Source organism: Roseivirga pacifica, assembly GCF_900111145.1.
Classification (GTDB): domain Bacteria; phylum Bacteroidota; class Bacteroidia; order Cytophagales; family Cyclobacteriaceae; genus Roseivirga; species Roseivirga pacifica.
This window is the reverse complement of sequence record NZ_FOIR01000001.1, coordinates 1,914,741-1,936,635: the sequence shown is the minus strand read 5'-3', so window position 1 is coordinate 1,936,635 and position 21,895 is coordinate 1,914,741. Positions and strand designations below refer to the sequence as shown.

The following is a 21,895-nucleotide window of genomic DNA, read 5'->3' as shown; positions in this document are numbered from 1 at the left end:
CTAAAGGGAAAACCATTTATTTCTCCTTTCCGTCTGACTTTCGGTACTGACGGAACCCCACCACCGCAGGTCAAATGAGGAGTTTAAAGTACTTGAATGGCACTACAGTCTAGCGGCCATTAGCAGGCCTAAGTCCTTGTATGGCAAATTGTACTTTTTAGAAATACCCAAGTTGGTGGTAGTGCCACGATAGGCGTAAATACCGCTTCCAAACCACTTGTACTGATATATCGTTTGGTCTATTCCTCCGGCATCAGCTACCTTTAAAAGCACCGGGGTTAAAATATTGCTCAAAGCCGTTGTGGCCGTTCTAGCTGCACGCGAAGCAATGTTCGGTACACAATAATGAATAACATCATAAGCTCTAAATGTAGGCTTGGCGTGAGTGGTAGTTTCCGAGGTAGCAATGCATCCGCCTTGGTCAATTGAAACATCGATGATGACGGAACCAGGCTTCATATTGGCGACCATTTCTTCAGAGACCACGCAACGGGCTCGCCCTTTCTCCGCTCTTAAAGCGCCAATCACCACATCGGCCGAGCGGAGCGATTGCTCCAAAGTAGCAGAGTCAATCACGCTGGTAAAAGCCTGATTACCCAGCTTGTGCTTTATTCTTCTTAGCTTATAAACTTCATTGTCGAAAATGCGCACCTCGGCTCCCAAACCCAAAGCAGCTCGGGCTGCGTATTCGCCTACTGTACCAGCTCCAAGCACAATTACTCGTGTAGGTGGTACACCTGTAATTCCGCCTAAAATAATCCCTTTGCCCCCGTTGGCACTGCTCATATATTCTGCAGCAATAGGAATTACTAGGCTACCAGCCAATTCACTCATAGCGTTCACAATCGGCAAGCCTCCTGCTTTGTCTTCCAGCATTTCGTAGCCCAAAGCGGTTATTTTTCGCTTGTTCAGCTGCTCAAAATATTCGGTGCTCGCATTGCCCAGCTGAATGGCCGAAAAGACATTAGTGCCCGGCTTCATCAACTCTATTTCCTCAAAGGTTGGCGGCTCTACTTTTACAATCAAGTCGGCCTCAAAAGCCTCTTTTTTAGAGTAAACAATCTGCGCTCCATTTTCAGAATATTCGGTATCGTCAAAAAAAGCATATTTACCAGCACCTTGCTCCACTTGTACCTCGTGCCCATTGGCCACTAAAATACCCACGGCCGATGGGGTAAGTCCTACCCTATTTTCCTGATAAGAAACTTCGCTAGGAATGGAAATTTTTAAAGAACGGTTGCCCGACTTTACTTTCATCAGTTTCTCTTGCGGATAAAGGCTGCCCTCTTTGGCAAGCTCAGCAAAACCAGATTTCCCCTTTTCAACCATTGTTTTTCAATTTGATCGAACGCACACCATCTTCAAGTGCTTCTATTTGTACCAGCATGTACTCATCTGGTAGCAAGTTTGCAATTATCGGAGGCCACTCAATAAGGCACAAATTACCGCTAAAAAAGTAATCTTCCGCGCCAATGGCCACGGCCTCCTCGGCATCTTCTAACCTATAAAAGTCGAAGTGATAAACCGTATCGTCTTTGGCCGTTAAATATTCATTTACAATCGAAAAAGTTGGACTGCTCACTTGATCGAGTACTTGCAACTTTTCGCAAAGCGTTTTGATAAGCGTTGTTTTTCCGGCTCCCATTTCGCCAATAAACAGCCATACAGTTACATTTTGGCCAAAATCGATAATGCGCTCAGCTACCTCTGGCAGATCATCCAGGCCCTTCGACTGTAGCGTTAACTCCTTTACCATCAGCCCCTTTTCGAAGTTAGTGAAATAAGCGGAATTATCATTTCCTCCATAGAAATGCCCCCATGCTGAAAAGTATCTTTGTAATACTTTACATAGTGATTAAAATTATTCGGATAAGCGAAAAAGGTATCTTCAGTAGCGAACAAATAGGCAGTAGACACATTCGGCTTTGGCAAGTGTATGTGTTCTGGTCTGGCGACATCGTAAATACCATTTTTGCCTTTATAGCCCAGATTTTTGCCTTGCTTGTAGCGCAAATTCGTGTTCACGTTTTTATCTCCTGCCACCTTAAAAGGTTTCTTAACCCGGTAAGTTCCATGGTCAGTAGTAATTACAACCTTCAGCCCCTTCTCGCTAATCAACTTAAGTAAATCGAGCAGCGGTGAATGCTGAAACCAAGACTGTGTAAGCGAGCGATAGGCAGACTCATCGGCTGCCAATTCCCGAATCATGCTCATGTCGGTACGGGCATGGGAAAGCATATCCACAAAATTGTAAACAACCACATTGAGCTGGTTCTGCAGCAGGTTCGAGAACTGATCGTTCAGTTGCTTGCCCTGAGTAGAATGGATGATCTTATGGTATGAATATTTAATATCAAGCCCATGGCGTTTTAGGTTTCTGCCCAAAAACTCCGCTTCATTGTTATTCTTTCCTTCATCGTCACCATCGCCCACCCACAAATCAGGGTGCTTCTTCGACATTTCTAAAGGCAGTTCGCCAGAAAAAATGGCATTTCGGGCATAAGCCGTGGTGGTAGGCAATATGGAGTAGTAGGTATCTTCACTTTCTACATTAAAGTATGGAGACAAGTCTTCCTCTATCAACTTCCATTGATCGAAACGAAGGTTATCTATTACAATCACGAAAGTCGGTTCGTCTGTAAGGTTTGGAAAAACCGTCTTCTCCAAAAGCTGATGCGAAAGCAAGGGCCTGTCAGCATCGGCATCATTCAGCCAACTTTCGTATTCATCAATAACAAAGCGCGCAAAATTTGCATTGGCTTCCACCTTCTGCATTTCGAGCACTTCACTCATGCTTTTGTTTTCTGTCTTATCAATTTCCAACTCCCAATACACCAGCTTTTTGTAAACATCGGCCCATTCTTCATGGTCCATTTGGTCGTTTACTTTCATGCTTATATTGGCAAACTCCTGCTGATAATTCATGTTGGTTCGCTGGCTCACCAGCCTGCGATTATCTAGCAGTCTTTTTACAGAAATCAGTATTTGGTTCGGGTTTAAGGGCTTTATGAGGTAGTCGGCAATCTTCGCTCCAATGGCTTCTTCCATTATCTGCTCTTCCTCACTTTTAGTGATCATTACCACCGGCAGCGCAGGCTTCATGCTCTTAATGTAGCTAAGCGTTTCCAAGCCCGTCATTCCGGGCATATTCTCGTCTAAAAACACCACATCGTAATGCTGTTTTTCACAGGCATCTATTGCATCGGCACCACTCGTTACTGGGGTTACATCATATCCTTTGTCCGAAAGAAAAAGGATATGAGGTTTCAGTAAGTCAATCTCATCGTCCGCCCACAAAATATTATATCTTTGCATTGCTCTTCTGGTATGACAAGCCCGAATTTATAAGAATTAAAGTAGAAAGTTTGAACAAACGAAAGATTATAAACGACCCGGTTTATGGTTTTATCACGATAAGAAGTGAGCTCATCTTCGATATCATCGACCACCCTTATTTTCAGCGACTAAGAAGGATCAAGCAAATGGGCTTGGCCGAACTGGTTTATCCGGGGGCGCACCATACGCGTTTCCACCATGCCATTGGGGCCATGCACCTAATGTCTGTAACGTTGGAAAACCTTCGCTATAAGGAAGTTGACATTACAGACGAAGAATTTGAAGCCACATTGATCGCCATACTTTTGCACGATATTGGTCACGGACCATTCTCGCATGCATTGGAATTTAGCTTGCTAAAAAACGTGCATCACGAGCATCTTTCGCGCATCATCATTTCCCGACTTAATCAGCAATTCGAAGGGAAACTTTCTTTGGCGCTAGAAATTTTCAATGGCAACTACCACAAAAAATTTCTACATCAGCTAGTATCAAGTCAGCTAGACATAGACCGACTCGATTACCTAAAGCGCGATAGCTTCTTCTCTGGTGTTTCGGAAGGAACAATTGGTGCCGACCGCATTATTAAAATGTTGGCCGTGCACGATGGCGAATTAGTAGTGGAAGAAAAAGGCATATACAGTATTGAGAACTTTTTGAGTGCAAGAAGACTAATGTACTGGCAAGTTTACTTGCACAAGGCCGGTGTTGGTGCCGAAAAAATGCTCATTTCCATTATCAACAGAGCTAAAAAACTAACTAAAAAAGGCAACAGCCTTACCATGTCGGACTCACTGCGCATGTTCTTTGAAGAAGAAATAGGCATTGAGCAGTTTGCAGAAAATCCGAATGTACTGGAAGAGTTTGTACAGTTGGATGACTACGACATTTGGGGTGCAATTAAAATTTGGGCAAAACACGAGGACTTTATTCTATCTAAGCTGTGCCAAATGCTTTTGGCCCGAAAGCTTTTCAGAATAAAAATAAGTAATGAACCGATTACCAAAGAGCAGAAAAAAGCCCTTTTGGAGAAAATTGCGGCACATTACGACATTACCGAGAAGGAAGCCAAAAACTTTTTCTCATCTGGCCAGCTTACTAATAATGCCTACCAGTCTACCGATAAGGAAATTATGATCCTTTCTAAAGACGGCAAGGTGCGCGATGTTGCCAAGGCGGCAGACTTGCCAAATATTAAAGCCATGACCAAAGTGGTACGTAAATATTATCACTGCTGGCCAAAAGACATATCTTTGTAATCGTTTAAGAAATTATCAATGGAAATATCTATCGCACAAGTAGCCGAAATACTTCAAGGCACTGTCGAAGGAAACGGAGAAGCTAAGGTAAACCGATTAGAAAAAATCGAAGAAGCTACGGAAGGTAGCATTGCCTTTTTGGCCAACCCAAAATACACCAACTACATTTACGATACGCAAGCCAGCGGAGTAATTGTAAGCAAAGAGTTCACTCCTGAAAAAGAGATAAAATCTACTCTAATTCGAGTAGAAGACCCATATTCTAGCTTTGCCAAGCTACTGGAAGCCTACCAACAAATGACAGCCATTAAAAAGGTAGGAACTGAGCAACCGTCCTTCCAAAGCGAATCGGCCACAGTAGGTGAAGAAGTTTACCTAGGCGCATTCTCTTACTTAGGCGAAAATGTTTCTATTGGCGACCGAACTAAAATCTACCCAAATGCTGTTATTGGCGACAACGTGACCATTGGCAACGACACTGTTATTTACCCTGGGGTAAAAATTTATGCCAACTGTAAAGTAGGCAACAATTGCGTGCTACATGCAGGCGTGGTAGTTGGTAGCGATGGCTTCGGTTTCGCTCCGCAAGAAGATGGCACTTATAAAACAATACCTCAAACCGGTAATGTGATTATTGAAGACCATGTAGATATAGGGGCAAATACCACTATCGATTGTGCTACAATGGGTTCAACCATTATTCGTTCGGGTGTTAAGCTTGACAACTTGGTGCAAATAGCTCACAATGTAGAAGTGGGTAAAAACACAGTAATCGCTTCTCAGGCGGGACTTTCGGGTAGCGCCAAAATTGGCGAAAACTGCCAAATCGGAGGTCAGGCCGGCATTACCGGGCACCTACAAATGGCTAATAAAACGATTATTGGGCCACAAGCAGGTGTACCAAAAACCATTAAAGAAGAGGGCAAAGTTTGGTTTGGCAGCCCTATTCAAGAACACAAAGAGTTTTTACGAACCAGCATTATTCTAAGAAACCTTCCTCAGTTAATGGAAAGGGTCAAACAACTGGAAAAAAAGTTATAAATTTGCGGAATTTTCAATCCCATAAATGGAAACTAAACAACATACCATAAAAGAACCTGTTACCGTATCGGGCGTAGGCTTGCACACCGGTGTAGTAGCAAACATGACATTCAACCCTGCCCCACCAAACCACGGCATTAAGTTTCAGAGGGTAGACCTTGAAACACAACCAATTGTTGATGCTGATGTAGACTACGTTGTGGACCTTTCGAGAGGAACCACCATAGAGCATAACGGTGCTAGGGTAAATACTGTAGAACATACTTTGGCCGCACTTGTGGGGCTAGAAATAGATAACGTACTCATTCAGCTCGATGGTCCAGAACCACCAATTATGGATGGTAGCTCTGCAATGTTTATTGAAGCGTTGGAGCGCGTTGGTACCGAAGAGCAAAATGCCCTGAGAAACTTCTTTGAGGTAACAGAAAGCCTTTTTTATCGCGATAACGACCGTGATGTAGAAATAGCTGCCCTTCCACTAGACGATTATCGCGTTACCGTAATGGTAGACTACAATTCGCCTGTTTTAGGTAGTCAGCATGCTACATTAACCAACATCAAGGATTTTAAGAAAGACATCGCTTCGAGTCGTACTTTCTGCTTCCTGCACGAGTTGGAAATGCTGCACAAAAACAACCTGATTAAAGGTGGCGACTTGAATAATGCCATAGTGGTTGTGGACCGCGTAGTAAAAGACGAAGAGCTTGATAACTTGGCGGCCTTATTCAATAAACCTAAGGTTGAAGTAAAGAAGGAAGGCATTCTTAATAATGTAGAACTTCGCCACAGAAACGAGCCTGCGCGCCACAAGCTACTCGATGTAGTTGGCGACTTGGCTTTGGCCGGAAGACCAATTAAAGCGCAAATTTTAGCAGCAAGACCTGGCCACGCTGCCAATGTAGCCTTCGCTAAAAAGCTTAAAAAGGCCATGAAGGACTCGCGCACTGCCGCACCTTATTACGACCCAACGGTAGAACCGGTAATGGACATTAACAAAATCACGCAGATTTTGCCGCACCGTTACCCATTCTTACTAATCGATAAAATCATTCATTTGGATGACCACATGGTTGCTGGCATTAAAAACGTAACCATGAACGAGCCATTTTTCACTGGCCACTTCCCAGGCAACCCGGTAATGCCAGGTGTGCTTCAGGTAGAAGCTATGGCACAAATTGGTGGTATTTTGGTATTGAATACTGTACCAGACCCAGAAAACTACACGCCATACTTCCTCGGAATTGACAAGTGTAAATTCAGAAGAATGGTAATTCCGGGAGACACCATTAAATTTAAATGCGAACTTACCGCGCCAATAAAACGCGGAATTGCCCAAATGAATGGGTACGCCTATGTAGGAAACACCTTAGTGTGTGAAGCAGCAATGACAGCAAGAATTGTAAAAAACTCATGAACCAACCTTTAGCTTACATACATCCTGAAGCAAAAATTGCACGCAATGTGGTAATTGAACCTTTCGTAACAATCAGTAAAAACGTTGTGATTGAAGAAGGTACTTGGATTGGCTCCAACGTAACCATTATGGAAGGCGCCCGCATTGGCAAAAATGTAAAAGTTTATCCTGGGGCTGTTATTTCTGCCGTTCCGCAAGACCTTAAGTTTGGTGGCGAAGACACTACGCTGGAAATTGGTGACAACACCGTTATTCGCGAGTGTGTAACCCTAAACAGAGGAACCGAGGCAACCAACAAAACCATCATTGGTAAAAACTGCCTCATTATGGCTTACACGCACGTTGCCCACGACTGTATAGTTGGCGACAACTGTATTTTAGTAAATGCAGTGCAGTTGGCAGGCCATGTAACCATTGAAGAATGGGCCATTGTTGGCGGTGCTGCTGCCGTACACCAATTCGTAAACATTGGTTCGCACGCTATGGTATCGGGCGGTTCTTTGGTAAGAAAAGATGTTCCTCCATACACCAAGGCTGGTCGCGAGCCATTGAGCTATGCAGGAATTAACTCAGTTGGGCTTCGCAGAAGAGGCTTTACCAACGAAAAGATTGCGGAGATACAAGAGATTTATCGCTACGTATTCCTCAAAGGTTTGAACAATACAAAAGCCATAGACCTGATTGAAGTTGAAATGACGCCTTCTAAAGAAAGAGACGAAATTCTTAACTTCTTCAGAAAGTCTGACAGAGGAATAATGAAAGGCTATACTGCCAAATAATATGAAGATTGAAGCCAGCGGACTTGGGAAGAAATTCATTAGAGAATGGATTTTCAGAAAGCTGGATGCTTCTTTTGAAACAGGAATTCCCACTGCCATTACCGGACCTAATGGCAGTGGAAAATCCACACTCATCCAACTACTTAGCGGATTTAAACTACCTACGGAGGGCGAAGTAACATTCTCCAAAAACGGTAAGGCTATTACAGTAGAAGAGATTTTCTCTTACATGGATATTGCTACGCCATACATGGAGTTAATAGAAGAATTCACGCTAAAAGAATTTCTCGATTTTCACTTCAAGTTCAAACAACTTAAGGCCGGATTTTCGCTGCAAACCTTTCTTGAAAAGGTATACTTGGCAGACAATCAAAACAAACAGATAAAGCATTTCTCCTCGGGGATGAAGCAACGCCTAAAACTTGGGCTCGCCTTCTTCTCTACCAGCGACATCTGCTTTTTGGACGAGCCTACATCTAACCTTGATCAAAAGGGAACAGATTGGTACCTGGAAAATGTGCAAGCATGTATTGATAGTAAGGTTTTGATTATTTGTTCTAACCAACCACATGAGTACGACTTTTGCCCGAACAAACTTTATATACCCGACTTTAAACAATAACATCTCCGTTTTTTAGTAATAGTCATAGCGAAGTACTATAATTGACCATTAAACTAATTACAATGAACCGACTTAAAACCTTACTTCTTTCCCTTCTCGCTATTTTTTCATTCGCTTTGGTATCATGCGGTGGCGGTAGTGGCGGAGGAGATGATACTCCGGAGCCAACTGCCGAGGAACAAAGAATTTTAGACCTTGCTGGCTCATCTGGTTCTACTTGGACAGCCACTTCAATTACTTTTGAAGGCTCACCAGCACAAGGTTTTGACGATTTCAGCCTAACCCTAAGAGGTACACTTGCGGGCTCGAAATCTTACACAACTGTAGACGGTGACCCGGTTTTTAATGCAAGCGGAACTTGGGCATTGAGCAGCACAAACATTAACCAAATTACGATTGATGGTAATTCGGACAATGTATTCACAATTAGCAACTTTAATGCAGATGCAAGCCCTGCCACATTAACCTTAACTGTAAACTTTACAGCAAGCGGTGGTGGCTCTGCAAATGGTGTAGACGGTGTTGAAGGAACAGACGGCACTTACGTTTTCAACCTACAAGCCCAGTAAGAAATTACAACACTTAAAAAAGGCGTTCAGAAATTCTGAACGCCTTTTTTATTACTCTTGAGGTCATAAACTTAACAGGTGCAATTATCATTTATGCATTGTCACTAATGTGATTCCGGCTCCTCCTCTATCCACATGCTCATCTTTCATAGTGGCCACTTCTTTAAAAGTACTTAAATGGTTACGGGCTATTTGCCTTAAAACGCCATGCCCCTTGCCATGTAAAATTTGAAGTTCGGGAATACCCAAAAGAATGGCCTCGTCCATCCATCTATCCAGAATTGGGATAACCTCCTCGGCACGCTTGCCTCTCAGGTCAAGCTTAGCATCAAAGTCAGCCATTTTGCTGGAGTAATCCATGCCGCTCTTACCAGTTTCTTGCCCCTGCTTTTTGTAAGCCTTTTTATTCACCTTCTCTAAACGCGAAAGCTTAACAAAAGACGTTAATGCGCCTATCTGCAGCTCAGCATCTTTACCCTTAATACCTACTACGTTACCCACAGTATCTTGGCCTTTCACACGTGCATAATCGCCAACTTCAATTTTATCATCGGCTGTCTTTTTCCAGGTTTCTTCAGGCGCCACTTCGTTCTCCTTACGAAGTTTCTCCAGCCTATCGCGCTGCGCTTTTACAGCTTCCTTCTCTGCTCTTTGCTCTTTTATCTCCCGAATTACGCGCTCAACCTCTTTGTTCGCATCCTTTAACACTTGCGCAGCTTGTTGCTTAGCCTCGTTGAGGATACGCTTTTCTTTGCGTTCCATATGCGCTTTAAGCTGCTCATATTGTTCGGTAAGCTCAGTAAGTTCAACCTCTCTCTTGGCTAAAGACTGCTGGGTTTCTTCAACCTCTTGCTTCTGCTGATCGAGCTGCGCCAACATACGATCGTACGAAACCAACTTTTTACCTACACGCTTTTTAGCCCTGTCTATCGTATGCTTTGGCAAGCCAATTTTCTGGGCTATTTCTATGGCAAAAGAACTTCCGGGTTTACCAATTTCCAATTGATACATTGGCTGAAGGTTCTTGATATCGTAGCGCATAGCACCGTTGGTCAAGCCTTCTTCCTTTTCGGCAAATTCCTTAAGATTGCCGTAGTGCGTAGTAATAACTCCTAGTGCTTTCGATTCCTTCAGTTCCGCCAAAATGGCTTCAGCAATAGCGCCACCATATTGTGGTTCGGTACCTGTTCCAAATTCATCTATTAAGAACAAACCCCGTTTATTCACGTGGGCGAGCAGCTTCTTCATGTTCACCAAGTGGGAACTATAGGTACTCAGGTCATTTTCAATAGACTGCTCATCGCCAATATCAATAAACAGATCATTGAATATGGCGAACTCAGAAGATTCATCAACAGGAACCAAAAGACCGCACTGGAACATGTATTGCACCAAGCCAACGGTTTTTAGGCATACCGATTTACCACCGGCATTCGGGCCAGAAATCAGTAATATTCTATCGTTAGCAGAAAGCTCAATATTGAGCGGAACAGTTTCCTTGCCCAGTTCTTTGTTATTTAAGTAAAGTAGTGGGTGGAAAGCTTTGTGCCATTTCATGGACTTTTGCTCTGACCAATGCGGCTTGTAGGCTGCAAGTTTAGTCGCCAATCGTGCCTTGGCCCGAACAAAGTCTATAAGCCCAAGGAACTGCATTATTCCTTCCAGATTCTCCAGCTCCATCCTCACATAATCGGTCAATTCAGTAAGAATTCTGATCACTTCGCGCTTTTCAGAATACTCCAACTCCTTTACCTCATTATTGATCTCCAGCACCTCGGTTGGTTCTAAATAAACCGTTTGCCCGGTATTCGATTCCCCATGAATAAAGCCTTTGATTCTGCGTTTGTGCTCAGCCAAAACCGGAATTACCATACGACCATCGCGAATGGTTACCGATACATCGTCTGGCGTGTATTCTTCCTTTTTGGCGTGGTTCAAAATTTTATCAAGCACGCGTCTAAGCCTCTGGCGCTCTTGATGAATACCCTTTCTTATTTCGGAAAGGCGGTCGCTTGCATTGTCCTTGAGCTTTCCACGCTCATCAAAAACACGGTCGAGAGACCATAAAAGATCCTCGTTGAACAACACAGGGTGTGTGAGTTCTGCCAAGTTGGGGTAAGCATCGCGCTTTTCGCTAAAAAAGTCCAAACACTTATTCAATGTTTTTAAAGACAGTATAACATCGAAAAACTCTTCCTCTGAAAGGAAGTTATTCGAGATTCTGATCTTCGGGAAATATTTGGAGATATCGATGTAGTTGGAATTCGGGAACAACTCACCACTTTGAATGATTTGTACAAACTCAGCGGTTTGGTCTAACCAACGATCGATGTGATTTTTACTATTCGAAAACCTGATTTTCTTAACAAACTGCTGGCCTAAGCTGCTTTCGCAAGCTTCTTCCAGTTGAATTCTGATCTTATGAAAACCTAGTTTCTCTTCTAAATTAAGGGGATAAAGCATGTAATCTTTAAACGGTCGGCTTAATATTTTTGCTGTCTAACTTTCAAACTATCAATTACAATTTCGGCAATGCGTTCGAATTTCGCAGGGTGCGTCATGTAGTATTCGTAGCTCTTCATATAAGCAATGGAATCTACATCTAGTTCCTGAAAAAGCTCAGCTTCTAAAATTCCATAAAGCGTTTCGGCCGAATCGAGCGGCAATGTAAGGTTTACCACTTGCCCTTCAAGGATTCTCACCTCAATTAGGGTTTCAACCATTTTTTCTTCGCTAAGAATATCTGCGGGTATTTCTTCCTCTTTTTCGCATGAAAAAAGCAAGAATGCAACCGCCAATAAAAAAACCTTTTTTACCACTGTTCGTGCACTTTATTTTCGAATCTGATAGTATTGTGACGCAAAACTAAGGGTTTATATTTTGCGTTCTTCAGCATTAACCAAAATTAAGAAGCTTAAGGCTGTCGGAAGTTTAAATATATCCTATTTTTAGCCCTTTATTATGGAACACATCATTTCCAAGCTTCGGAAGTACGAAATTCAGATCAGAAAGGCCATCAACTCGCATATGCAGGGTGATTTCCATTCTATTTTTAAAGGCTCAGGCCTTGAGTTTGATGGCGTACGCGAATATCACTACGGGGATGATACGCGCTCTATCGACTGGAATGTTTCGGCCAAAGGTCATGGTACCTTTGTAAAAACCTTTAAAGAAGAAAAAGAGCAGACCGTTTTCTTTCTGCTCGACATAAGTGCTTCGCAAGAAATTGGTACTCCGGGCGCACAAAAAGTTGATATTGGAAAAGAAATTACCGGGGTACTCACGCTTTCGGCTATTAAAGAGCAAAACCGCGTGGGCTTGCTTACATTTTCTGACCAAAAGGAGAAATTTGTAAAATCGGGCAAGGGCGTAAAACATGGTTACGCGATTATCAATGAGCTTTACAAGCACAAGCCAAAATCTACCAAAACCGATATAAATACAGGAATTAAGAAGGCTTTGGAAATCATTACCCGTAAAAGCGTAGTGATTTTAATCTCCGATTTTATTGACAATGGCTACGAGCAAAGCTTGAGGCTTCTGGCTAAAAAACACGATTTGGTTGTTATTCACCTTAAAGATGACCGCGAGACACAATTGCCAAACTTGGGCATTGTGCCGGTTTACGATAAGGAAAGTCAGAAAACCGTTTGGGTGAATACCTCATCGGCAGGTTTTAGAAAGAAGTTGGAAAAGACCTATTCTGTAAACAAGGGTGAATTGGAAAAATTCTGCCGTAAAAACCAAATCAACTATCTGGAAATCAACACCAAAGACAGATACGTTCCACAATTAATCAAACTCTTCAAAATCCGCAATAAAACATTCAAGAGTGAATAGCAGAACCTTAACCATTGCGTTGATATTGAGCGTATTGTGCCGTATTTCTTTCGCCCAAGAGGTGAAACCATATGGCTATTTTTTGAAAGACAGCGTTAAGATCGGTGAGATTGTTCCTTACTCTTTGAGCTACAAAGACAAAAAGAACAGAGCAATCATCTTCCCCGATTCGCTTTACAACTTCGCCCCTTTCGAGCTATTTGATAAAGCCTATTTCGATACAGAATCCGATTCGATAAACAGTATTGATAGCGCGGTTTATTACTTGGCTACTTTCGAAATAGATACAATTCAGAGTCTTTCTGTACCGGTTTTCTTCTTTACTGGAAAAGACAGCCTGGAGATTTTTAGTAACAAGGATTCTATTGTGCTCAACCAAGTGGTTACGCAAATGCCCGACTCAGTTAATCTGGAAGAAACAAATGCTTTTCAGCCTGTTTCGTTGCAGTTCAACTACCCCTATTGGCTGATTGGCCTGACCATTTTAGGCATAATTACACTCGTTGTAATGCTTATTTGGGGCAAAGAAATTTACAAACGCATTAGGCTTTACCGCATGAAGAAGAAGCTGGAAAACTTTAAGCAGGCCTTTGACGAAAAAGTGGAAGCGCTCAATGCCAATACGAATAAGCATGAAATTGAGCAGGTAATAAAGTACTGGAAACAGTATATGGAGGGACTTGAGAACATTCCTTTCACCAAGCTAACCACAAAAGAGATTCTGAAAATTCAGGAAAATAGCGCTTTGGAAGAAACGCTAAAGTCGATTGATAGAAGTATTTACAGCAAAGTAGAAGTAACCGCTTTGCAAGACGATTTTGACTTTTTGAAAGACTATTCGATTGACCGATATAACCACGTAACGGAACAGATACGCAATGCTTGACGAAACGATATACAAATGGTACTCACCAGAATGGTTCACCCCATCGGCTTTTAAGTCGTTTGATTGGGCGAATGCATTTGTGCTGTACCTAATACCGCTTGTGTTGCTACTTTTTGCCTTAAAATGGTTGGTAGGCACTAAGCTAAAACAGAAGTTACCGGTAGCACTACCTAAGCAAGAAATTGAAAAGCACTGGACAAGCTACCTGCGCTTTATACCCAATTTATTGATTGCGCTTTCGCTCATATTCATTTTGGTATCCCTGGCAAGGCCACAACGCACCAATGAAGAAGTAGAGCAATGGTCTGAAGGGATAGATATTGCTTTGGTGATAGATATTTCGGAGTCAATGCAGATCGAGGACTTTAAGCCGAACCGCCTAGAGTCTGCCAAGCGTACTGCTCGTGACTTTATTGCTGGTAGGCAGCAAGACCGTATCGGCTTAGTAATCTTTTCGGGTGACGCTTACAGTTTATCGCCATTAACCACCGATTACGAGCTGCTTTACAAGTTTATTGACGAAGAAATAGACTTTAACAAAATTGAGAATCGCGGCACAGCCATTGGTAGTGCCATAGCAGTGGGCACCAACCGCATGCGTGAATCTGAAGCCGCTTCTAAAGTGATGATCCTACTTTCTGACGGTGATAACACTGCGGGAAACATAGACCCAATTACTGCTGCCGAACTTGCCGCAGCATACGATATTAAAATCTACACCATTGGTATTGGTAAAGAAGGAAAAGTGCCTTTTGGCAAAGACTTCTTCGGCCGACCGAACTATGTAGAAAACACCCTTGACGAAACTACACTTAGAGAAATTGCAAAGATTGGGAATGGCCAGTTTTACCGCGTTTCGGATAACGAGGCGTTAAGAAATGTGTTCGACCTGATTGATGAATATGAAAAGGCTGAGATTAAAGAAACACGTTATAAGAACACCACGGACTTCTACCCTATTTATTTAAAATGGGCACTGGTTTTCTTTATTCTATTCCTCTTTTCAAAGAGTACGTTTATCAGCAATATTTTAGAGGATTAATGCGATTCAAAACCCCCAAGGTTTGTATACAAGAAAAACCTTGGAGGTTTAGGCTTATGAAACCCAAAGCCTACGAAGTAAAATATGGTAACCAATAGTAGTCTGACCACTGCCCATAACTCCATCACCTCCTCACTTCACAACTTTAACACCTCTCACCCAATATTCCTCCTTGCAAATAAGCCAGCAAATCTCTTTCTTGAAATTAGAAAAACACACACGAACGCGACCTTCCCTGTGATTTTCTTAAATACTTAAAAGGTGCGTATAGCCATAGAATAGCAATGGCTATCGGGAAGTTTTTAATAAACATATCATTTATATCCGCCACTACAGTGGCGCATAGCTAACGTTGGGCTTAATACGAAAAAACAAAACTGATGGCATATAGAAATAAAACATATGTAGCGTTTGATGCAGACAGCGACATAAGATATTATCGTCTTATGACAGCATGGAAACAGAGTGACTATAGTGACTTTAATTTCTATAATGCTCATGACGTAATAAACATTTGGCAAAACAGTTCAGAAGAAACCATTAAAAGAAACCTTCGGGAAAGAATGAAGAACTCAAAAATGTTTATTCTTCTTGTCGGTGAGAAAACCAAATTTCTTTACAAGTATGTTCGATGGGAAATCGACCAAGCCATTAAGCTTAACTTACCAATCATAGTTGTCAATTTGAATGGTAAGCGTTCCATGGACAATGATAAGTGTCCTGCTATATTAAGAGATAAACTTGCTCTTCATGTCAGTTTCAACCCGAAAATCATTCAGCTTGCTTTAGAAAGATGGAGTGAACTTCACATTACCTATGCCAGAGAAGGTAAGAGCGAATCATTCTATTATAAAGACAACATATACCAAGAGCTAGGCCTATGAGTTGGTTTGATAATATTGGCTATGGCCTTTGGTTATTTTGGGAAAGACTTGATTTAAAAAGATTCGGGCAAAGCATTCTTTCTGTTTTTGGTGCAATATGGCTGACCGTAGAAATATTAGACTTCTTCGGGAAATCAAGTTGGTCTACCAATATCAAGTCAATGTGGTGGATAATCTTGATTGTTGCTGTCATTCTTATCATTTATAGAAATTGGCCCAAATTCACTTTCTCCTATAAAGTCCAAAGCAGGGATGTATCCATTTCTATCAGAATTGGAGATATTTTCAAGACAAAAGGTGCTCTAATCGTACCTATCAACAATCGACTTGATTGTGATAATAATGGTATAGTCAAAAAATCGAGTAGTATTTTGAAGCATTTCATTAATAACGCTTATCAAAAGACCCCTGCTCACCTAAACACAGACATTTGCCAACAGATTGAAGACAACGAAGAATGGTATCAAAAATACCTAGTCAATAACAATCCAGACGAGTATAAGCTTGGGACTGTAGTTCCAATATTCCGAGATGAAAAGCAATACTATCTTCTTTGCAGTTCAACCCTCAATCCTCATGGACGTTCGAAAACTACAGTTGATAATCTCAGAGCTTCTCTAAACGAACTATGGGCATATTTAACTCATAGTGGTAGCAAGGATAATCTAGTAATACCTATTGTGGGGACAGGTCGTGGAAGGATTCCCTTGAAGCGAGAAGAAGTGATTAAAGAGATTGTCTTATCCTTCTTGGTTTCACTAAGCCAAGAAAGTTATTGCGAACAATTGACTATCGTAATTCACCCAAGTGACTTAAAACAATATAAGATGAAATTAGATGAGCTCTTAGACTTTATCAGATTACATTGTAACAATACAGGGTATTTAAAAGGGAATGAATTACCAACAGGAACAGCAATAGAATAAAAGTACTAAGCACAACAAAACCTATAAACAATGCCCTTCGGGACACTGCGCATAGCCAAAACGTTGTCTACAACTTAGATCACATTATGAAATTTGTTATACTTATTCACTTATTGAATTGGGAACATCACGAGAATGAATATATATTAGAAGAGGGTATAAGCTTTATCAATCCTAACACCCATCCTGTAGGAAAGTTGTATAAAAAAATATGTGGGCGTGATAATATAGATGAAGGAGAACCATATACTTTTAATACTGGGTTAATCTTATATGATGAGACAGGTTCTGACCATTCTTTTTTGCCTTCATCTTCTCATTATTCCTTGTCAACGACCTTTATTAATCTTCTTACAATTATTTACAAAGGCACTTTAGGTCATTGCAGAATTATAATGTCAAAAGATGATTTTAAGACTTCTCACCTTACTTATACACTATACGATAGTTTAACTGAGTTTACAGACGAACTTACAGTTTATCATTCAAAATTTGACGGAAATAGTATAGAAGTATTGGAAAAGGTATGGCAAAATTTAAAATCAACATATACTTCAGGTGTACAGAAATCTAGAATAGAAAATATGTTGAACTTTTTCTATTTTTCTTGGTATACTCTCACTTTAGAACTTACTGGGATTTCTTTATCCATCGTTCTTGAAACTTTATTCTCACCACATTCAAATTCAGAATTAACTCATCAAATAGCTTGCAACGTTTCTAATTTGATGGGCAATGAAAAGGAGGGAAAAAAAGAACTATATAAATACGTTAAAAAATATTATTCAATTAGGTCTAAGCTTGTTCATGGAGAAACAATAAAGGAAGTAGAATTAAATCTAATACCACCATTTTTTAAGTTTATTTGTGAAGTAATATTAAAAATCATCAGTGACTATAGCTTAATACATACTTTCAATGATAATAAGAAAAGAAGAGAGTTTATTGAAGACAAACTTTTTGAATAAAAACAAATAAGCAGTAGCTAATAATGCCTATAATTCACTGTGGCAGGATCTCCTTAAACGGAAATCCTTACTTTTATTTTAAAGTTTGATTTCGAACGGAATTCTCACCACGTGAAATTCCACAACGAAATCATAGCCAAACCATCACAAAAGACTTTGGATCCTTCAAAAACGAAAGGTTAGTCCAATGGAGTTAGCTCCAACATGAACGGTTTCTAGAATTTTCTCTAAGTCGCCACCTTTTGAGCTTAAGACTGAGTAAAGCACAATATCGAAAGCCAGCAGAAAACCACCTTGCAGGATCAGAGAGCGACCATAACCGGTTAAGATGTCTTCTTTGTTAGGCCTGGTTTTCGCCATCTCCTTCATTAAAAATCCACCAGTAATATAGGCCACATCTAGGCCAGCATTCAGAAGCAGTATTTTGCCCATTTTGTGATATTCTGAAACAGTAGAGGCCATATCTAGGCTCGCAGGGTCTGTTATTAATGAATGTCTCAGCCCGGGTATCGCCAAGCCCAGGTTCACTACATTCCAAAAGATATTCATTCTGTAAAAGTGCGCCTGTTCTTTCGATGAAGGATTATTCAGTAAAACAGCATTCGTACCGATATTGCCGAGTGCCCAACTCCCCAGTACAATCATACCCGTTTTATTAACATGAAGACGTTCGGTATTAAATTCAGTCAACCCGACTCCCTGAGCATAAGCATCAAAAGCAAACAGGATTAACAAGGCTAGCATTAGGTATTGGCGCTTCATAGTTCTATGGTTTTGTCTGTTAACAGATAATGAAGCAAAGGGTTTGAACATCACCCTTTTAGAGATAGGGAATGGGTTTTAGTTTGTCACCCCTTATGTGAAAATGCTACTTCAGAGCTCAAAGGCCTTCCACCACAAAAGTAAAAAGTCTGATACTGAAAAGGATCAACGCTATCCCCACCACTCTATTCATGATTTTAATAAAGCGGGGAGTAACTATAGTGCTCAACTTAACCGCGAAATGCGATTTGATCAGGTCCACAGTAAACACGGTGGCAACTAACACCACAAAAAAGGTAATCGCCTCATTTGTTGTGTAAGCAAAATCGATGGTCACTTTACTTACTATGCCAATCCAAAAGAAAAGCACAAATGGGTTTACTCCATTTAAAAAGAAGCCTTTAAGTATTTGCTGAAACCACTTGGTACTTTCTTGATGAAGCTGCTTTAAGCCTTGCTTTGGCACGGGTTTAAACAGGTAAAACACCCCGAAAATGAGCATTATGGCTCCACCAACCCCGCCAAGCCACATGTTGAACTTAGGGTTTTCAGTCAATTGAGAAATACCCAGATAAGTAACTACAATATAAAATGCATCGGACAGTGCAATTCCAATGGCCATAAAAAGGCCTGCAAAAAAGCCCTTTTCAATAGCGTTTTGGATAAGTGCAAAAAATACTGGGCCTATGAGAACGCACAGCAGTAGTCCAAAAAGTAATCCGTTTGCTATTACCTCCATTAACCCTGTGTCTGCGCTTGTTCTTGAACAAAAGAAAGCCAGTCTTCCAGTTTTTCACCCTTTAACACACGAGGGAATTTCGTTTGCCCACCTTCCTTTCCGTGGCGCCTTAGCCATGCGTAAAAGGTTTCGTTAGGCAGTACATCCAGGTAAAAACCTTTCAAAGCGTGATCACGCTCAACGCCATAATCGTCATTTACCTTTCTAAGGTTCTCATCAATTGCCAGCCTCAGTTTCTCCGCATCAACTGGGTCGTCAGTACCAACATACCAATGGTGGGCAAAGAGGTTACCTTCTGGAATACCCGCTACGGTAAACTCCTTAATGGCAATGTTGAATTGCTCAGAGGCCATCTCCACGGCACGATTCATATTATCTACCGAAAGGTGTTCACCACAAAGGCTAAGGAAATGCTTGGTTCTACCCGTGATTATAATTTGAGAGTTGAATTTATCGACAAAGCGAATGGTATCGCCAATAAGGTAACGCCACGAGCCAGAGACAGTAGAGATCAACAATGCGTAATCTACACCTTCCTCCACCTGGTCAATCATTACGGTGTCGGGGTTTTCTCTCAACTGGCCGTTTTCATCAAAGTTGCGATCGGTAAATGGAACAAACTCATGGAAAATGCCGCCATTAAGCACCAGACGCATAGAACGTTTGTTCGGTTCATCTTGAAAAGCCAAAAACCCTTCCGATGCCAAGTAAGAGTCTGTGTAATAAATCGGTCGGCCTAGTAGCCTATCGAAAGCCTTTCTGTAAGGCTCGAAAGAAACACCACCGTGTACATACACCTGCAGGTTCGGCCAAATTTCGTGGATGTTATCCACTTTGTGCTTTTCGATTAGGCGCTCAACCAAAATGGTCATCCAAGCGGGCACACCTGCCAACATGCCGATGTTCCACTTATGGGCCGACTCTACGATTTCATCGAGTTTGGTTGCCCAATCTTTATGTTTTTTAATTTTTGGGCTCGGTCTTGAAAAACCCTGCACCCAAACTGGCAACTGACCTGTTGTAATTCCACTTAAGTCGCCATAATAATAGTTGCCGCTAAAATTAAGTGAAGTACTTCCACCCAGCATCAAAAATCCGGACTGAAAGAATACGTCAGGCAAATCGTACTTAGAAAGCGTATATGTATGTCGCGTACCAGTTTTACGGATTTGGCGAATCATATCCTTTGTTACAGGAATGTACTTAGAGGCTGCTCCCGATGTACCGGAGCTCAGTGCAAAAAACTTGGTTTTGCCCGGCCAGCATACATCTGTTTCGCCTTCTCTGATTTTATGCCACCACTCATCGTTGATTTTATCGTAGTCATATACCGGCACATTGGCCTTAAAAGCATTGAAAAAATCGTGAGAACCGAAGCTTCTAAACTGTTCTAGTACTTCGTGAAAATTGTAGTTTCGACCAAACTGCGTGTTTCTTGCGCTTATAAGTAATTTTGATAATTCTTTTTTCTGAAGATCGTAAGGAGATGTGTAATCCTGCTCCAATGTTTCTCTCAGCTTTATCCCCTTCTTTAAAATAGATCCAATTATTGGCATGCTTCTTCCAAAATTAAATTTCAACCAAACGACCAAAACATGAAATTCCGCTAACTTTGGCCATTCAACATTGCTACCAAAGATAATAGAATTCTAAACTCACCCGAACGCTAAATGAGCATTGCAGAAAATATCACATTATTCAACAAGCAGCTGGAAGGTACGAGCGCTCGCCTGATCGCTGTGAGTAAGACTAAGCCAAACGAAGATTTGTTACAGGCATACGAAAGCGGACAACGCGCTTTTGGCGAAAACAAAGTGCAAGAATTGGTGGCCAAGGCCGAGGCCTTGCCTAAAGACATAGAATGGCACATGATTGGCCATTTGCAGCGTAATAAGGTTAAATATATTGCACCTTTTGTAAGCCTAATTCATGGTGTTGATTCCGAAAGATTGCTTAAAGAAATTGATAAACAAGCAGCTAAAAACGAGCGAATTATAAACTGCCTTTTGCAAGTTCATATTGCCGAAGAAGACACCAAGTTTGGGTTCGATGAAGCCGAATTGATGGCATTTCTGAACAGCGAAGTCTTCGACCAATTGAGCCACATAAAAGTTATTGGTCTAATGGGAATGGCCACCAATACGGACAACATGGAACAGGTTAGAAAGGAATTTTCAAGCCTGAAAAAATTAAGTGAAAGAATTAAAAATGAGATAGAAAAATCTAACCTCGAAATGAAAGAACTTTCAATGGGTATGACCAGCGATTATAAAATTGCTTGTGAAGAAGGCAGTACGATGATTCGGGTAGGAAGCGCTATTTTTGGCGCTAGAAACTACCCTGTTTAAGCAATTAGATTGTAGAAACGGAAATAGTTTCAGGATTTTTCACAAAAAACCCACCCTCTAAAACTGATAAAAAAATGACAGCAAAAACAGTATTGATAATTGCAGGAGTGCTTGGCGCATTAAGCGTTGCCATCGGTGCTTTTGGTGCACACGGGTTGGCTGCAACCCTTACCGCCAACGGACGAACAGAAACTTTTGAAACGGCCGTTAAGTACCAGTTTTACCATACGCTAGCAATTTTCCTTTTGGGCATTTTAATGATAAATATGCCGCACACCATGTTTACTTATGCCGCTTACTCCTTCGTAGTAGGTATCATAATTTTTAGCGGGTCACTTTACACATTGAGCCTTACTAATGTTACTTGGCTAGGTGCTATTACACCAATTGGTGGCTTGGCATTTATTCTTGGTTGGGTGTTTTTAATAATGGGTATTTCTAAAAGCCTTTAGTTTTGTACCTAAAGGCACAAATTAGCAT

Annotated in this window: 22 protein-coding genes; 14 read left to right on the top strand and 8 right to left on the bottom strand. The window is 41.3% G+C overall.

All coding sequences use genetic code 11. The features are described 5' to 3' along the window. Positions 1–102: 102 nt before the first annotated feature. The 3 genes from BMW98_RS08840 to porX are packed head-to-tail and all read right to left on the bottom strand — an operon-like array spanning position 103 to position 3,315. Positions 103–1,329: an alanine dehydrogenase gene (locus BMW98_RS08840; RefSeq protein WP_090258131.1), complete on the bottom strand. Its 1,227-nt coding sequence runs from the start codon at positions 1,327–1,329 to the stop codon at positions 103–105. Beyond that, on the bottom strand, positions 1,322–1,756 hold the full coding sequence (gene tsaE, locus BMW98_RS08835) for a tRNA (adenosine(37)-N6)-threonylcarbamoyltransferase complex ATPase subunit type 1 TsaE (protein ID WP_090258130.1): 435 nt from the start codon (positions 1,754–1,756) through the stop codon (positions 1,322–1,324). Before tsaE ends, BMW98_RS08840 begins: the two co-directional genes overlap by 8 nt. Next, on the bottom strand, positions 1,756–3,315 hold the full coding sequence (porX, locus tag BMW98_RS08830) for a T9SS response regulator signal transducer PorX (RefSeq protein ID WP_090258129.1): 1,560 nt from the start codon (positions 3,313–3,315) through the stop codon (positions 1,756–1,758). The genes tsaE and porX overlap by 1 nt, the downstream gene beginning before the upstream one ends. Positions 3,316–3,365: 50 nt before the next feature. On the opposite strand from porX, the gene BMW98_RS08825 reads away from it, so the two are divergent. The 6 genes from BMW98_RS08825 to BMW98_RS08800 all read left to right on the top strand — a co-directional run bounded on the left by BMW98_RS08825 (position 3,366) and on the right by BMW98_RS08800 (position 9,020). Next, positions 3,366–4,595 (top strand): HD domain-containing protein, encoded by a 1,230-nt coding sequence (locus tag BMW98_RS08825; RefSeq protein ID WP_090258257.1) that lies wholly within the window; start codon positions 3,366–3,368, stop codon positions 4,593–4,595. A gap of 18 nt (positions 4,596–4,613) precedes the next feature. After that, on the top strand, positions 4,614–5,636 hold the full coding sequence (gene lpxD, locus BMW98_RS08820) for a UDP-3-O-(3-hydroxymyristoyl)glucosamine N-acyltransferase (protein ID WP_090258128.1): 1,023 nt from the start codon (positions 4,614–4,616) through the stop codon (positions 5,634–5,636). Between the two features lie 25 nt (positions 5,637–5,661). Then, positions 5,662–7,050: a bifunctional UDP-3-O-[3-hydroxymyristoyl] N-acetylglucosamine deacetylase/3-hydroxyacyl-ACP dehydratase gene (locus BMW98_RS08815; RefSeq protein WP_090258127.1), complete on the top strand. Its 1,389-nt coding sequence runs from the start codon at positions 5,662–5,664 to the stop codon at positions 7,048–7,050. Beyond that, positions 7,047–7,829 (top strand): acyl-ACP--UDP-N-acetylglucosamine O-acyltransferase, encoded by a 783-nt coding sequence (gene lpxA, locus BMW98_RS08810; protein ID WP_090258126.1) that lies wholly within the window; start codon positions 7,047–7,049, stop codon positions 7,827–7,829. The genes BMW98_RS08815 and lpxA overlap by 4 nt, the downstream gene beginning before the upstream one ends. Position 7,830: 1 nt before the next feature. Continuing rightward, complete coding sequence (locus tag BMW98_RS08805; protein ID WP_090258125.1) at positions 7,831–8,451, top strand: ABC transporter ATP-binding protein; 621 nt, start codon at positions 7,831–7,833, stop codon at positions 8,449–8,451. Positions 8,452–8,513: 62 nt separating this feature from the next. Further along, positions 8,514–9,020: a hypothetical protein gene (locus BMW98_RS08800; RefSeq protein WP_139177462.1), complete on the top strand. Its 507-nt coding sequence runs from the start codon at positions 8,514–8,516 to the stop codon at positions 9,018–9,020. Positions 9,021–9,107: 87 nt separating this feature from the next. Here the strand turns inward: BMW98_RS08800 and BMW98_RS08795 are convergent, their stop codons facing one another. After that, positions 9,108–11,483, bottom strand: coding sequence for an endonuclease MutS2 (locus tag BMW98_RS08795; RefSeq protein ID WP_090258123.1), 2,376 nt, complete (start codon positions 11,481–11,483; stop codon positions 9,108–9,110). A gap of 20 nt (positions 11,484–11,503) precedes the next feature. Beyond that, positions 11,504–11,839: a DUF4296 domain-containing protein gene (locus tag BMW98_RS08790; RefSeq protein ID WP_090258122.1), complete on the bottom strand. Its 336-nt coding sequence runs from the start codon at positions 11,837–11,839 to the stop codon at positions 11,504–11,506. A 142-nt stretch (positions 11,840–11,981) separates the two neighbouring features. Between BMW98_RS08790 and BMW98_RS08785 the strand changes: the two genes are divergently transcribed. The 6 genes from BMW98_RS08785 (at position 11,982) to BMW98_RS08760 (ending at position 17,566) form a co-directional block, all read left to right on the top strand. Beyond that, positions 11,982–12,860 carry a DUF58 domain-containing protein gene (locus BMW98_RS08785; RefSeq protein ID WP_090258121.1) on the top strand — a complete coding sequence of 293 codons (879 nt, stop codon included), beginning with the start codon at positions 11,982–11,984 and terminating at the stop codon, positions 12,858–12,860. After that, complete coding sequence (locus BMW98_RS08780) at positions 12,853–13,746, top strand: hypothetical protein (protein WP_090258120.1); 894 nt, start codon at positions 12,853–12,855, stop codon at positions 13,744–13,746. The genes BMW98_RS08785 and BMW98_RS08780 overlap by 8 nt, the downstream gene beginning before the upstream one ends. After that, positions 13,739–14,788 (top strand): vWA domain-containing protein, encoded by a 1,050-nt coding sequence (locus BMW98_RS08775; protein ID WP_090258119.1) that lies wholly within the window; start codon positions 13,739–13,741, stop codon positions 14,786–14,788. Before BMW98_RS08780 ends, BMW98_RS08775 begins: the two co-directional genes overlap by 8 nt. Before the next feature lie 380 nt (positions 14,789–15,168). Then, a complete protein-coding gene (locus tag BMW98_RS08770) occupies positions 15,169–15,672 on the top strand; it encodes a TIR domain-containing protein (protein ID WP_090258118.1) in 504 nt (167 codons plus the stop codon). Continuing rightward, on the top strand, positions 15,669–16,598 hold the full coding sequence (locus BMW98_RS08765; RefSeq protein WP_090258117.1) for a macro domain-containing protein: 930 nt from the start codon (positions 15,669–15,671) through the stop codon (positions 16,596–16,598). The genes BMW98_RS08770 and BMW98_RS08765 overlap by 4 nt, the downstream gene beginning before the upstream one ends. Before the next feature lie 86 nt (positions 16,599–16,684). Further along, complete coding sequence (locus BMW98_RS08760; RefSeq protein ID WP_090258116.1) at positions 16,685–17,566, top strand: HEPN domain-containing protein; 882 nt, start codon at positions 16,685–16,687, stop codon at positions 17,564–17,566. A gap of 165 nt (positions 17,567–17,731) precedes the next feature. Here the strand turns inward: BMW98_RS08760 and BMW98_RS08755 are convergent, their stop codons facing one another. From BMW98_RS08755 to BMW98_RS08745, 3 genes are all read right to left on the bottom strand, one after another. After that, the gene (locus BMW98_RS08755) at positions 17,732–18,328 is read right to left on the bottom strand and encodes a DUF6992 family protein (RefSeq protein ID WP_090258115.1); all 597 of its coding nucleotides are present in this window, start codon (positions 18,326–18,328) and stop codon (positions 17,732–17,734) included. Positions 18,329–18,446: 118 nt separating this feature from the next. Next, positions 18,447–19,067, bottom strand: coding sequence for a LysE family translocator (locus tag BMW98_RS08750; protein ID WP_090258114.1), 621 nt, complete (start codon positions 19,065–19,067; stop codon positions 18,447–18,449). Beyond that, the gene (locus BMW98_RS08745) at positions 19,067–20,623 is read right to left on the bottom strand and encodes a GH3 family acyl-acid amido synthetase (protein WP_090258113.1); all 1,557 of its coding nucleotides are present in this window, start codon (positions 20,621–20,623) and stop codon (positions 19,067–19,069) included. The genes BMW98_RS08750 and BMW98_RS08745 overlap by 1 nt, the downstream gene beginning before the upstream one ends. Positions 20,624–20,737: 114 nt before the next feature. Here BMW98_RS08745 and BMW98_RS08740 point away from each other — a divergent pair, with 114 nt between their 5' ends. Continuing rightward, positions 20,738–21,415, top strand: coding sequence for a YggS family pyridoxal phosphate-dependent enzyme (locus BMW98_RS08740; protein ID WP_090258112.1), 678 nt, complete (start codon positions 20,738–20,740; stop codon positions 21,413–21,415). A 74-nt stretch (positions 21,416–21,489) separates the two neighbouring features. After that, positions 21,490–21,867, top strand: a complete 378-nt coding sequence (locus BMW98_RS08735; RefSeq protein ID WP_090258111.1) for a DUF423 domain-containing protein — start codon at positions 21,490–21,492, stop codon at positions 21,865–21,867. Positions 21,868–21,895: the final 28 nt, after the last annotated feature.